Annotated in this window: 9 protein-coding genes; 2 read left to right on the forward strand and 7 right to left on the reverse strand. The window is 69.5% G+C overall.

The features are described 5' to 3' along the window. Positions 1–4 precede the first annotated feature (4 nt). The 3 genes from AB7V09_RS06235 to AB7V09_RS06245 are packed head-to-tail and all read right to left on the reverse strand — an operon-like array spanning position 5 to position 6,326. Positions 5–1,936, reverse strand: coding sequence for a DUF5719 family protein (locus AB7V09_RS06235; RefSeq protein WP_419143245.1), 1,932 nt, complete (start codon positions 1,934–1,936; stop codon positions 5–7). After that, positions 1,933–6,009: a glycosyltransferase family 2 protein gene (locus AB7V09_RS06240; protein WP_419143246.1), complete on the reverse strand. Its 4,077-nt coding sequence runs from the start codon at positions 6,007–6,009 to the stop codon at positions 1,933–1,935. Before AB7V09_RS06240 ends, AB7V09_RS06235 begins: the two co-directional genes overlap by 4 nt. Then, the gene (locus tag AB7V09_RS06245; protein WP_003787027.1) at positions 6,006–6,326 is read right to left on the reverse strand and encodes a WhiB family transcriptional regulator; all 321 of its coding nucleotides are present in this window, start codon (positions 6,324–6,326) and stop codon (positions 6,006–6,008) included. The genes AB7V09_RS06240 and AB7V09_RS06245 overlap by 4 nt, the downstream gene beginning before the upstream one ends. Before the next feature lie 328 nt (positions 6,327–6,654). On the opposite strand from AB7V09_RS06245, the gene AB7V09_RS06250 reads away from it, so the two are divergent. Beyond that, positions 6,655–7,446 (forward strand): TIGR03089 family protein, encoded by a 792-nt coding sequence (locus AB7V09_RS06250; RefSeq protein ID WP_419143247.1) that lies wholly within the window; start codon positions 6,655–6,657, stop codon positions 7,444–7,446. Between the two features lie 33 nt (positions 7,447–7,479). Here the strand turns inward: AB7V09_RS06250 and manA are convergent, their stop codons facing one another. Beyond that, positions 7,480–8,670: a mannose-6-phosphate isomerase, class I gene (gene manA / locus AB7V09_RS06255; protein WP_271288394.1), complete on the reverse strand. Its 1,191-nt coding sequence runs from the start codon at positions 8,668–8,670 to the stop codon at positions 7,480–7,482. Positions 8,671–8,702: 32 nt separating this feature from the next. Continuing rightward, on the reverse strand, positions 8,703–9,284 hold the full coding sequence (locus tag AB7V09_RS06260) for a dTDP-4-dehydrorhamnose 3,5-epimerase family protein (protein WP_101558646.1): 582 nt from the start codon (positions 9,282–9,284) through the stop codon (positions 8,703–8,705). Between the two features lie 203 nt (positions 9,285–9,487). Here AB7V09_RS06260 and rfbA point away from each other — a divergent pair, with 203 nt between their 5' ends. Continuing rightward, positions 9,488–10,360, forward strand: coding sequence for a glucose-1-phosphate thymidylyltransferase RfbA (gene rfbA, locus AB7V09_RS06265; RefSeq protein WP_279012744.1), 873 nt, complete (start codon positions 9,488–9,490; stop codon positions 10,358–10,360). 90 nt (positions 10,361–10,450) lie between these two features. Here the strand turns inward: rfbA and AB7V09_RS06270 are convergent, their stop codons facing one another. Together AB7V09_RS06270 and AB7V09_RS06275 are read right to left on the reverse strand one after the other, a co-directional pair. Further along, complete coding sequence (locus AB7V09_RS06270) at positions 10,451–12,019, reverse strand: DUF2142 domain-containing protein (protein WP_279012745.1); 1,569 nt, start codon at positions 12,017–12,019, stop codon at positions 10,451–10,453. A 54-nt stretch (positions 12,020–12,073) separates the two neighbouring features. Continuing rightward, a complete protein-coding gene (locus AB7V09_RS06275; protein ID WP_279012746.1) occupies positions 12,074–13,003 on the reverse strand; it encodes an SDR family oxidoreductase in 930 nt (309 codons plus the stop codon). Positions 13,004–13,114: the final 111 nt, after the last annotated feature.

The raw sequence follows: 13,114 nt of genomic DNA on the forward strand, positions 1-13,114 counted from the left end.
GTCGTCAGTCCAGCAGGATGCGGCGCTGGGCCTGAACGGTGGCGTCGGGCTGAGCCGGCACGGTGGAGATGAGCGTGCCGGCCAGGTCCCCACCGGCCTGCGCGGTCACGATGGTTGCGGCGGCCAGTCCACTGGGGGCGTGCGAGGTCCCCGATGAGCCCTTCCGACCGGCCGCGTTCAGGCGGACGGCGGAGACCTTGGCCGGCACCTCGACGACGCTGGAACTGCCCTTGGCGACCTTGACGTCCTGCTTCCAGGAGCCGTCGAGGGAGGACAGGGTCACCGAGGTGGTCTCACCGCTGTTGGCCACGGTGACCGCCGAGCTCAGGGAGGACGCGCGCGGCACCGCCAGCAGGCCGGAGTCCGCGGCACCGGGCAGCGCGGCCTGCGCCCAGGCCTGGTCGTGGACGAGGGCCTTGGAGCGCGCGGGGTACTCGCCGCCGCTGCGCACCATGCGGACAGCGGCTCCCACTGGCGTGTTCGAGGTGACCTGCGCCCCGTAGGTGCCCGCGGGCACGCCGGCCAGCTGGATGTCGAAGACGGAGCCTGCGTCGATGGTCACGGACTGCGCCCCGCTCAGCGGGCGGGCACCGTCCTTGCCGAGCATGGTCACCGACACGGTCGCCGGGGCGGCACCGGGGTTGACGATGCGCACGGCCGGGGTGTCGGAGGAGTCCGCACCGGTCTTGGCGTCGGGCACCTCACCCTGTGTGGCCGGCTCGGTGATCTCCACGCCGGGGATCACGAGGTCGGTGGCCGGGGCGGCTCCCGGGGTGATGACGTCGGTGCCGGCGGGGGTCTCCCCGTCGAGGGACTCGGTGATGAGGGTGGGCACCACGGAGCCGCCGTCGGCCTCGACGGATACGGCGATGCGCGGGTCCTGGCTGCCCTTCGTCTCCAGGGCCAGGGAGGAGGAGCCGCCCGCCGGCACGGTGATCTCCCCGTTGCTGGGCAGGCTGAGCCGGCCGATGGAACCGTAGAGGGTGACCTTCGCGGTGGCGGGGGTGACGCCGGGGTTGACCAGTCGCAGCTCGGCCGAGGAGCCCGCCGCGATGGAGCCGCCCACGATCCAGGACATGGCGGACGGCTGGGTGCAGGGGGCGGCGGTGAGCCCCCGCAAGTCACCGCTCTTGGTCAAAGTCGTTACCGCCCCGACGGCGTTGGCCACCCGGCCGTCCGCGGGCGCGAGGGTGAGGATGCCGCCCTCGGCGGTACTCATGGAGGTGGCCGTGTCGGTGGGGATGCTCCGACCGGCATAGGTGGCCGACTTGGCGGCCCCGTCCCCCTTGGCCGGGACGATGGCGGTGGCGGACTCCATGGCGCCCACGTCGGTGCCCCGCAATGTATTGGTGGGCGCGTGCGGGCAGACGTAGGTGGTGGTGCCTCCGGGCTGGGCCAGGCTCAGGGCCTGCAGCTGCGGGGTCGGTGTGGTCGGTGCGGTGTACCCCCACCAGGCGACGCCTCCGACGGCTGCGGCCAGCGCGAGGGAAGTCAGGACACCGACGCCGCGGGAGACCGTCTGCCCCAGTGACCGGCGGTGCCGCCTGGTGCTGGCGGGGCTCCTCCGCCGCTTCGTGGAGGGGCTGGTGGAGGGAGTGTCAGTCTCATCCTCCGTCTCGGCATCGGTGTCATCCGACGCCTCGGCATCGGTGTGGGGGGCGTCGTCAGCGGCCTCGTCGGTGGAGGCACTGCCTGAGCCCTGGTCCCGGCCGGCAGGGCTGTCATCGCCTTCCTCCGCCTGCGTGTCCGCCTCCTTGTTCACCGCCTCGTCCGCGATCTCATCCGCGGTCTCGTCGTCGGTCTTCTCCGCGGAGGCGGTGCCGCCGTCGGCCTGCTGCGGGTCCGGCCTGGTCGACCTGTGCTGCGGGGGCTGGGTCTCGGCCTTCTCCTCCGACTCCTGCTGGCTGTCGGCGTCGTCCTGACGGGGCTGCGTCATGAGGCCATCTCCTTTCCGCGTCGCAGGGGCAGTGCCGCCACCAGGGTCAGGGCCCAGACGGCCCAGATCGTGTAGGTCGCGGCGGCCGTGGACCTGCGGGTGTGGGTGACCACCAGCTCCCCGCCTTCAGAGCCGACGGTGAAGCCCTGCTTCCAGCTGCCGTCCTGGGCGCGAACCGTGGTGGCCTCAAGGCGCCGGCCATCGAGGGTGGCGCTCCAGCCGGCGTCGGAGCGCTCCACCATGACGAGGGTGCGGGGGCCGGCTCCGGCCGGGATCTCGGTGCGAGTCCCTGAGCCGGTACCGGTGGAGGCGACCGGGGTGACCACACCTCCGGCGTCCAGGAGGCTCAGGCGGGCCGAGTCGGGGTGAGCCGAGGACGTGACCCTCCAGGAGTTGCCCGAGGCGGTCTGGGCGAGCTGCTCCAGTCCCGGCGTTGAGGCCAGGCCCACGCGGGCCTCGGCGGTGACGGCGTCGCCCTCCTGATGATCGAGCACGACGACGGCGATGCCGTGGGCCGCCAGGGCGTCGGCGGCCCCCTTGTCCTGTCCGGCGGTGGCGCGGGTGACGATCTGGGCGAGCTCGACGTCGGCGGGGTCGTCCAGGACGAGTGCCTGACCTGAGGCTCCGCTGTTGGGCCTGGCCGGCTGAGCGTCCTTGCCGGGCTTGAGCCCGGGGTCGGCCAGTGCCGCGGCGGCACGGGTGCGCGCCTCGACGTTGACCGCTCCGGGCAGGACGTCGCTGATCTGGGTGCCGGGCCCGCGCCAGATGGTGGCCTGGAGCCCCTGCGGCGTGGAGGTGAGTCTGAGAACTCGTCCGGCCGCCTCCGAGCCCTGGAACTGCTCAGCGATGAGCGGGATCTGCTGAGGCGTGGAGTGCAGCGCCAGGACCCGCGGGTTACTGGCGCGGTGAGCCTGGTAGGACCAGATGCCACCGACCACCACCGGGGCGAACAGAACGAAGCAGGCCGCGGTCGTGAAGGCCGCCTTGAGGCGGCGCGATCGCTTCCGCCTCACCGTCAGGTCTGCGGCCGAGGAGGAGGCCACGTCGGTATCCTTCCGGCTCCTGCGCTCCAGCGCTCGACGGCCGCCTCTGGACCGCTGCCCAAGCAGGTCCCAGATGGTCTCGCCGGCGGTCAGGGCCGCCGCGAGGAAACCGCTCAGCGCCAGGGACAGACCGGCCCCGGACCATCCGTTGACGGGAGCCAGGCCGCTTCCGGCAACGTCCGGTCCCAGCCCGGTCGGGGTGCGCAGGCAGAGCCCGGCCAGGATGAGGCCGCCCAGGGCCAGGAGGATGCCGGTGCGGGCCACCCGGACGCGCCGGGAGACGAAGAGCCCGACGACGCCCAGGACCGGGATCAGCGCCAGCAGCACTCGCAGCAGGACACTCAGAGCCCCGGAGGAGACCAGGGCGTCCAGGTCCATCGGGGAACCGACCAGCAGGTCGAGACTGCTCGGCGCCGGCACGGAGACGGGCAGGCCGATGTCGGTCAGCAGCAGCCGGACCCCCTCGGCCCAGCCCGCCCGGTGGCCCAGGAGCCAGGCGCCCCACCAGGCCGGGGCGGCGGTGACCAGCATGGGGACCAGGGTGAGGACCAGCTTGAAGCCGCGTCGCGTGGTCACCGACAGCAGCAGGATAATGACGGCCAGCACGGCGGCGGTGGCCGGGACGGCCGCGACGACGACGCTCAGCAGCAACCCTGCGACTGCGGCAGCAGTCGCCGACCCGTAGCCGTACTTCTCCGTGGGGGACAGGTCGATCTCGGGCTCGCGAGCGGCCGGGGCGCGGACAGCAGGGCCGGTCTCCGCCTCGTCCTCACCGCGGTCATGATCCTCATCGTCCGAGGCATCCTCCCGGGCGGGGGTCGTGTCGGCCTCCCCGACCTGGGCGGGTTCGGCATCACCCGCAGTATCACCCTCAACATCCACTGCATGCACTGCATCCGTAGCATCCTCGGCGGCCGCGGCGTCGTCAGTGTCCTCGGTGTCCTCGGTGTCCTTGGTGTCCTCGGTCTTCGACTCGGCCTGTGCCTCCTCATCCAGGTGGGCGAGGTCGGTGACCTTCTCGGTGGAGAATCGGTCGAGCTCGGCGCGCTCCTCGTCGGTGAGCAGGTGGGCACCCACCAGTCCGGACAGGACGAGGTCCCGCCGGTCGGCGCCCACTGCGCGGGCCAGGGCCAGCAGCGCCCAGGGAAGGACGAGGTGGACCAGGAGGGCACCGAGGCGCCCTTGGCCCAGGGCGAGCAGGAGGCTGGGAGACAGGGCCCACACGAGTGCCGCCCAGGCCCGCAGCACTACCTTTCGGGTCATCGTGCCGGCGGCGAACCATGCCCCCAGCGCTGCCAGGGGCACGGCCAGGAGCACCAGAGCGCTGATGAGCGCGCTGGTCTCCAGACCGACCAGTCTTCCCAGGGCCGCCGGTAGGGCCAGGATGCCCAGCAATGGGGTGACGCCGCCCGGGTAGCCGTCCGCGGTGGCGATCCAGGTGCTCCAGGCGCTGTCCCACATCTGACGCCAGCCGCCGCTGAACAGGGGCAGGGCCCCACCGGTGATCGAGCGGGTCAGCAGCAGCCGGGACAGGCCGTAGGTGCTCAGTGCCAGCACCAGCACCATGACCGCGCTCAGGGTGCGGCGCCGGCTACGGGCCAGTGCGGCGAGCTCGCGCAGCTCAAGCTCACTGGGGGCCGCCGCACGGGCGCGACGCTCGCGCTCCTGGCGGCTGCGATCACGGCGCACTCCGCGGATCTCGGCCGCCGTGGCGTACAGGCGCCCCAGTGCGGATGCGGGCACCTTGGTGTGCTGGGCGAGCCGGCGTCTGGCGGCCCTGACCCGTCGGCCACGGCCGGCCACGGCCAGAGCCGCACCGAGCTCGTCGCGGGCCAGCGCCGGAGCCTTGGAGGCCAGGCGCCACACGAACCGCATCAGTCCGAGGATGACGAACCAGGTCAGCAGCAGACCGATGGGACGGGTGGAGAAGGCCGCCCAGTTGGTGAGCTGGGCGCTGCGCCGAGCCCGGAAGGATCGCTCCGGGTCGGGCTCGGGAAGGGCGACCTCGATGGCCTCGGCATCGGTGCGGGGCGGCGCGTCGGAGGAGTGGGAGACGGATGCGGGGCGACGAAGCCCCTGGTAGGAGGCTCGTCGGTGGCGGATGACAGCGGTGGGTTCGACGATGACGCGGTATCCGGCCAGGCGCGCGGCGCGCGAGAGCTCCAGGCCGTCGCCGAAGGGGCCGAGCCACGGGGCAATGCCGCCGATCTCCTCCCACACGGCCCGGTCGATGAGGGCTCCGGCTGTTCCTACGGCCAGGACGTCACTGCGATCATCGTGCTGGCCCTGGTCGACCTCGCCGGGGACGATGTCATTGGCACGGCGGGCCGAGGCGGTGGCGCGCAGCCCGACCTCCAGGAGCAGCTCGGGGTTGTCCCAGCCCACCTGCTTGGGTCCGACGATTCCCACGGAGCGGGCGTTGGTCGCGGCGGTGAGCAGCCGCTCGAGGCAGTCCTCGGCGGGCGCGGAGTCATCATGGAGCAGCCAGAACCACACCTGGTGCTCCGGCATCTCCGGGGTGGCCTCGGTGGGGGCCACGAGCCGCTGCTCGTAGGCGGTGATCGGCGAAAGCGCGCCGGTGGGACCGGTGATGGGACCCGAGCCCGACAGCAGCAGGTCCCGCACCGAGGTGCGCGGCCCGCTCGCGGTGGTGTCAGCATCTGAGCCCTCTGCGCCGTCGAGGGCCTCGGAGCTGCGGCGCTTGCGGTTGCCTGCGGCGACGAGCCCGGCATAGGCGGTCAACCCCCGGGAGACGGCGTCGCCGAAGTTCTTGGCCTCCTTGGCCCTGACGACGCGCACGGCGGTGACGGCGTCCAGCCCCGACCTCTCCACGAGCTCCTCGATCGGGGTTCCGTCCCCCAGCCCGTTGGCTCGCGAGGCGACGTCGACGACGAGGACGACGTCGGGCGCGCAGGTCTGTGAAGTGATCGCGGACAGTGTCTGCGCCAGAAACGGGCTCGCCCCGGCCGACACGACGACGGCCAGGGCTCCTACCCGACTGGCTCCCTGTGTGGAGCCGGCGGGGGTCATACTGCGCGACGCTTGAGCTTGCGCCGCTCGCGCTCCGACATGCCGCCCCAGATTCCGAAGCGCTCGTCGTTGGCGAGGGCGTACTCGAGGCACTCCTCACGAACCTCGCAAGTCGCACAGACCCGCTTGGCCTCGCGTGTGGAACCGCCCTTCTCAGGGAAGAAGGCCTCAGGGTCCGTCTGGGCGCACAGAGCGCGCTCCTGCCAAGCCAGAGGACCTTCATCGACGTCGTCACCGCCACCGAAGAGGAGCGACAGTACCTCTGCGTCAGGCTCCTCTGGGTGCTTCAGTGGGCCGTCGCCGAGGATGTTCCACATGCCGGCCTCCCTTCGATCCGAGCTTCTTGCCAGTAAGAATTACATGCGTGTGAGACAAGGCCAGTCAAGCCAGCGAGGGAAAGTTCACCCTCTCGTGACCGTCGACATCATTCCTTGATGTATCAAGGAAAATCCCCATCTGGGTGGAACCATATGTCGACTTCCTACAAAACCCCTGAGAGGCTCCCACTGCCTGGCTGACAGTGGAAATACCCACGGCACTGCAGAGGATTTCAGGACGCCTGACGCACGTTCACATCATGCCCCTACCGACTGGACACCACCAGGGAAGTTCCTGAAAGCCATAGGATCTGCTTCAATCGGGGTCATGCCAGATCCCCTGCTCCCACTGCTCCCCGGTCCTCAGGACGCCGACAGGCCATGGCTCGTTTGTTATGGAATCGACGAACGAGTCGAGCTGACAGGGCACGTCCTGTCCATGTGGCTGGCGAAGATCGCGGGATTCGTCACATCGGAGTCGACGCCCGGTGACGGAGTCCATGTGGGCCTCCCTCCGCACTGGCGGAGCGTCGCCTGGGCCTGCGGTACGTGGCTGGCGGGGCGCAGCGTGCTCCTGGGAAGCAGCGCGCACATCCACGCCGCCGGCCTCCTCCCCGAGCTGAGCGTGGCCTTCGCCCCGGAGAGCCTCTTCGATGAGGCCGAGGCGCAGGCACTGGTCCCGCCCGCCTCGCTGGCGCTGCGCTGGCCAGGTGAGCTGCCTGCCCTCGTACTCGACGGCGCCGCCGACCTCATGCACTATCCCGACCGCTTCACACCGGTGAGCACTGCGGCTGATTCGGTGTGCCTCAGGGATCTCGCCGCCGAGGGGGCAGCGCCTGCGGCTCCGGGCACCACTGCGGCCACCGTCCCCTCAGGCGAGCGGCCCTCCACCCTGACGCGCGCCCAGCTGACAGCCCGGGTCGAGGCGGCAGGCGCATCCACAGGGGCCGGCTATCGCTCTACCTCACGTGCGGTCCTGGTGCGCAGCCCCGACACGGCCCAGATGCTCCAGGAGGTGCTGGTCGCCTGGCGCGCCGGGCGCACCGCGGTGGTTCTCACCCCCGAGGCGGATGACGACGTCGCCGCGGCCGCCATCCGGCAGGAGGGCATCACGGCCTGAGTCGGCGGGGCTCCAGTCCCGCCACCCCCGGGATTAGGGGACGTCGGCCTGGACGAGGGTGCCCTCCCCTTCGACGGACAGGCTGCGTTCGTCGGCACCGACGAATACGGCCTCGCCCTGGGCGAGCGTCTGGGTGTCGGCCTGGGTCACCAGGGTCATGGCTCCCTCGACGGCCAGGAGGATGCGCGGCCCCCGTCCGGGGACCGGCAGGCGCCCGTCAGCGGCCACCACGGTGGTGACCATGAGCTCGAAGTCATCCACCGGCGCGTAGTAGGCGCGGGTGGCGCGAGAGAGGTACTCGGGGGCGGGGCGCACCGGCGGCGCCGCCACGTAGTCGACGCAGGCCAGCATCTCGGGGACATCAATGTGCTTGGCGCTCAGTCCGGCACGCAGCACGTTGTCCGAGGAGGCCATGACCTCCACGCCCAGACCGGAGATGTAGGCGTGCACGCTTCCCGCCGGTACGAACAGCGCCTCACCGGGCTGCAGGGTGACGGGGTTGAGCAGGAGCGCGGCGGCGATGCCGGGGTCCCCGGGGAAGGTGTCGGCCATCTTCACGACGTTGGAGTCCACTCGCAGCGACGGGGATGTCCCGGCCTCGAACCTGGCGGCGATCTCAGTGACGAGGGCGTCGATCTCCTGAGGGCTGGGACGCGTGGCGGCCGAGACGACGTCGGAGAAGACCTGCCGGATGCCGTAACGGGTGGGGTTGAGGCGCAGGGTGCGACGCATCCGGCGGGCCAGAGGGCTGTCCAGGCCGGCCAGGACCTCGACGGCGCGGCGCGGGGCCCGGAACCCGGCGACGGCCTGGAAGCGGGTGAGGGCCAGGACCATCTCCGGCTTGTGGTTCGTGTCCTTGTAGTTGCGGCAGGGGTGATCCAGGGCGATGCCGGCCTCGTCCTCCAGGGCGTAGCCCTCGGCGGCCTGGGCCTGACTGGGGTGAACCTGGAGGGACAGGGGCTGCTCGGGCGCGATGAGCTTGAGGAGGAAGGGCAGCCGGCGCCCGAAGCGCCAGATGATGTCCTCACCCAGGAGGCGCTCCGGCTCGGCGTCGATGAGCTCGGAGAGCACGCCGCCCTCGGCGACCTGGGCGGGACCGGCCGGGTGGGATCCGTACCAGGCCTCGGCCCAGGGGTCGCCGTCGTCAGCCCTGCCCAGGAGGGCTGGGATGGCGGAGGTCGACCCCCAGGCGTACCGCTGGCGCGCCGGCTCAAGTCGTCTCATGGCGCCTCACCGTACCGGTGCGCAGGCACGTCCTAGGCCTCGGCTCCGGGAGCCGGGAAAGGGGTGACCTCGGCCAGACGGGGGTGCGCCTTGTCCTTGTCGGAGAGGATCGCCTCATTCAGCGCGATCGGCCAGGGCACGTTCACCGTCTCATCGGCCAGGTTGAGGAAGGTGTACCGGGCGTCGGCCGACCAGTGGTCGTTGACCAGGTAGGTGTAGGCGGTGTTGGGCTCCAGCGTCTGATAGGAGTTGCCCACGCCTCGAGGCACGAACACCGCCACCGACGGGTCGATCTCGCAGGTGTAGACGGCTCCGAAGGAGGGTCCCTCGCGCAGGTCCACCCAGGCGCCGAAGACGCGGCCGGTGGCCACCGAGACGAACTTGTCCCAGGGCTCGGCGTGGATGCCGCGGGTGACTCCGACCTCGTTGTTGAAGGAGATGTTGTTCTGCACCGGCCCGAAGTCGGGCAGCCCCAGGGCCAGCATCTTCTCCCGCTGCCAGTTCTCCTTGAACCAGCCGCGGTTGTCCCCGTGAACAGTCAGGTCGATCCGCAGGAATCCCGGAATCGGCGTCTCCTCGATGGCAAGCGGCTTGCCCAGCTCGATCTGCCCCATTGATGGCCCCTTCTGTGCGCACAGGTCTTGGTCTCAGCGCCCCGTATCCGCCAGGCGCCATTGCCCGAGTCTATCGGTGTGGCCCATCGACACCCCGAAGGACGAGGCCACCAGGGGCGGAACGTGCCGGGAAACACGAACATGAGCTCCCGATCCGCCCGATCCTGGCGCCATTGAGGGCCTCAATAGGTCATGCTTGGAGCATGCGAGGAATCATTCTGGCCGGAGGCTCCGGCACGCGACTCAACCCGATCACCCTGGGGACCTCCAAGCAGCTGGTGCCCGTCTACGACAAGCCGATGATCTACTACCCGCTGAGCACCCTCATGCTCGCCGGGATCCAGGACGTCCTGGTCATCACCACCCCCCACGACGCCCCCTCCTTCCACCGTCTCCTGGGCGACGGCTCCCAGCTCGGCGTCAACCTGTCCTACACGGTTCAGCAGGAGCCCAACGGCCTGGCTCAGGCCTTCGTCCTGGGCGCCGACTTCATCGGTGACGACAGCGCCGCCCTGGTCCTGGGCGACAACATCTTCTACGGCCCCGGCATGGGCACCCAGCTGCGCCGTCACACCAGCCCCGACGGCGGCGTCGTCTACGCCTACCAGGTCGCCGACCCCACGGCCTACGGCGTGGTCGAGTTCGATGAGGGCTTCAAGGCCATCTCCATCGAGGAGAAGCCGGCCCAGCCCCGCTCCAACTACGCCGTGCCCGGCCTGTACTTCTATGACAACGACGTCGTCGAGATCGCCAAGAACCTCCAGCCCTCCGCCCGCGGCGAGTACGAGATCACCGACGTCAACCGCACCTACCTGGAGGCCGGCCGGCTGACCGTGGAGGTCCTGCCCCGCGGCACCGCCTGGCTCGACACCGGCACCTTCGACTCCCTGGCCGACGCCACCAGCTTCATCCGCACCGTCCAGCACCGTCAGGGCCTCAACATCGGCGCTCCCGAGGAGGTCGCCTGGCGCATGGGCTTCATCGACGACGAGGGCCTGCGCCAGCGCGCCGAGCCCCTGGTGAAGTCCGGGTACGGCGCCTACCTCCTGGGTCTGCTGGAGAACCAGCAGTCCTGAGGATCCTGGCCGGAGACCCCCGGCCTGCTCCGTTCCTGCCTCATAACGTGTGGGCGGGTGGCGCCACTCCGCGCCGCCCGCCCACAGTGCTTACGACTCCTGGGGCGCCTCGTGCTTGTCGACTGCCGGGTGAGTCAGCATCGTCATGACGATCCCCAGAGCCGCAGTGGCGAAGCAGGTCGTGAAGAACCAGACCACCATGGGCGAGACCGGCATGCTCCACCACCACTGGATGTCCTTGTTGAGATTGACCTCCCACTGCTCACCAATGCCCTGAACGAATCGCAGCAGCAGCGTATGGAGGGTGACTGTCTGGCACAGCGATGCGCAGGCGGTGATCCAGAGGGCCTGCGGAACCGTGAACCAGGCACCCTCATCCTGGTCGACGGCCAGCACGAGGAAGAAGGTGGGCGCCAGCAGCGGGAAGATGTACCGGGCCTGGTAAAGCTCGATGTACTCCATAGCCCCGTTCGCGTAGAACACAGCTGGAAGGAGGACCGTCGCCCCCACGATAATCGCCATGGCGGTCCACTTCCGCCACCCACCTCGGCGCAAGCCGACGGCCACGAAAGCACCGGCCGCCATAATGGTGAGGACATAGGGAGCGCGGATCTCCAGAGGAACGTCGTACCAGCCCGGGGTCCACGTATGACCCCAGAATCCGCCGAGATACTTCGGAGCGGTCTCCAACCCGATGATGAACTTGTCAAAGAACGACTGCTTGTCGGCGGATGCCGCTGGATCGGAGGTATCGAAAGCACGCAGGAAGTAGCTGACCTTCGACACCTGGGACGAGGCCATGAAGGTGCCGACTCCGAGGAGCGCTATTGTGCCCAGGGCACCCAGTCCCACCCATCCCCCTCGTCTCCACGGCACCGCGAAGAGCAGTGCAAGGCCGACGACAAGGAGGAAGAAGGCGGCGTCGTATCGCGACGTCAGGCACATCACGGCGCCAATCACCGCGCAGATCACGAGGGTAATACGACGATACCCCTTCTGCTGCGGGGCCATAAATGTTGCCGCGGAGTAGGCCAACAGACCTGACAGGGACCAGGAGCTGGGATTGTTGGAGGCGATGAAGTAGACCCCCATGGGGATCCATGAGGCGACGATCGCCGCCACGAATGGTCGCCTCATCCGCTGTGGTGCGCAGAAACCAACCACTCCCAGAAGCGCCACGGCGATGAGCACATTGACAGCGCGCATCACCAGGACCGAGGTCTGCACGTCCTTGCCGATGAGGAGGTGGTGGAAGTGGTAGTAGCCAATCGGGTAGGCGCCATTGTCGAAGCGTTTGGACCACGCCATCTCCGAGTCGCTGTACCCGAGTGCACATCTTGCCGACTGTTCCGAGTGGAGAACGTAGCACTTCATCGAGTCGTCCGACACGGCGACCGGGACCCGGACGACCGGCTCACCATTGACAACGCTGGTCTGGCAGTACTCATCCGCAGGTCGGGGGCACCAGATACTCCCCAGGTGATAGTCCTCGTCGGGAGACGACTCCAGCGGCGAGGACACCGCCCACCCAAGTCCGGTCAGCAGCATCAGGATGAGGAGGAGCCCGCCCACCACCGCTGGACGGCGTGACGACACCACCCCGGCCTCTGAGCGGCCCGGGGTCGGCAGTCGTAAGTACTTGGTGAGCTCACGTCTCATGCTGATCTCCGACGAGAAACGGGTGCGAGGGAGTGTAAACCGTTCGGATTCAACCTACAGGAGGCCCTGAAGATAGGCCTCCAGGCGCTCCGTGGAGTCAGCCGGGGTGAAACCTGTGGCTTTGATCTTCGCCAGGTCCAGGGCCGAGCTCAGTGGCCGCGGTGCGATCCCATCCTGACCGGCGTAGTACTCCTCAGTGGTGACGGCAGTGACCTCGTCGGGACTGTGGCCGGCGCGCTCGTAGACCCGCTTGGCGACATCCGCCCAGGAGACGATCGGCCCATCACCGGAGAGGTTGTAGGTGCCGAACTCGGCGCCCGAGGTGAGGAGGTGGATGATGCCCGCCGCCAGATCGGAGGCGAAGGTGAGGCGCCCAGTCTGGTCGGCCACAACCTGTGGGCTGATACCGCGCTCGGCCAGGGAGAGCATCGTCTTGACGAAGTTCTTGCCATCACCGACCACCCAGGAGGTGCGCACCAGGTAGTGCCGGGGGCAGACGCTGACGGCGGCGTCCCCGGCGGCCTTGGACTGACCGTAGACGCCCAGCGGTGAGGGGGTCTCCTCCTCGGTGTGGACAGCCGTCACGCCGTCGAAGGTGTACTCGGTGGACAGGTGCACCAGGGTCAGGCCGTGCTGGACGGCCGCCCGGGCCAGGTTGACCGGGCCGACCGTGTTGGCCCGCCACGACAGGCGGCGCCCCTCAGGAGTCTCCGCCCCATCCACGTTGGTCCAGGCCGCGGCATTGATGATGACGTCGTAACCAGTCCAGTCCCAGGAGGACATGGCTGCCGCGTCCGAGATATCCACCTCGGGCAGGTCGACGCCGGTGGGTTCGAAGCCCGCCTGCGGCAGCAGGGTCATCAGCGCGCGCCCCAGCTGGCCGTTGGCGCCGGTGACGAGAACCCGTCCGCGCATCTGCCCTTCGTCGTGCCCGGCACGGGGGAGAGAGGTCCCCTCAGTCCGCACCGGCTTGGTCTCGTTCACTGGCCGTCTCTTCCTTCCCGCGCGCGTCGTATCGCCGACGTCTCACCATGGGCATAGCCCGTCGATGAACACTACACGAGTGCACCGGCCACGTTGGGCGATATCACCAAG

Source organism: Actinomyces sp. SKVG-SVH-4(1), from assembly GCF_048514265.1.
Taxonomy (GTDB): Bacteria; Actinomycetota; Actinomycetes; order Actinomycetales; family Actinomycetaceae; genus Actinomyces; species Actinomyces oris.

Coding starts and splice junctions, on each gene's coding strand:
- AB7V09_RS06235 (WP_419143245.1), bottom strand. CDS start 1,936: ATGACGCAGCCCCGTCAGGACGACGCCGACAGCCAGCAGGAGTCGGAG.
- AB7V09_RS06240 (WP_419143246.1), bottom strand. CDS start 6,009: ATGACCCCCGCCGGCTCCACACAGGGAGCCAGTCGGGTAGGAGCCCTG.
- AB7V09_RS06245 (WP_003787027.1), bottom strand. CDS start 6,326: ATGTGGAACATCCTCGGCGACGGCCCACTGAAGCACCCAGAGGAGCCT.
- AB7V09_RS06250 (WP_419143247.1), top strand. CDS start 6,655: ATGCCAGATCCCCTGCTCCCACTGCTCCCCGGTCCTCAGGACGCCGAC.
- manA (WP_271288394.1), bottom strand. CDS start 8,670: ATGAGACGACTTGAGCCGGCGCGCCAGCGGTACGCCTGGGGGTCGACC.
- AB7V09_RS06260 (WP_101558646.1), bottom strand. CDS start 9,284: ATGGGGCAGATCGAGCTGGGCAAGCCGCTTGCCATCGAGGAGACGCCG.
- rfbA (WP_279012744.1), top strand. CDS start 9,488: ATGCGAGGAATCATTCTGGCCGGAGGCTCCGGCACGCGACTCAACCCG.
- AB7V09_RS06270 (WP_279012745.1), bottom strand. CDS start 12,019: ATGAGACGTGAGCTCACCAAGTACTTACGACTGCCGACCCCGGGCCGC.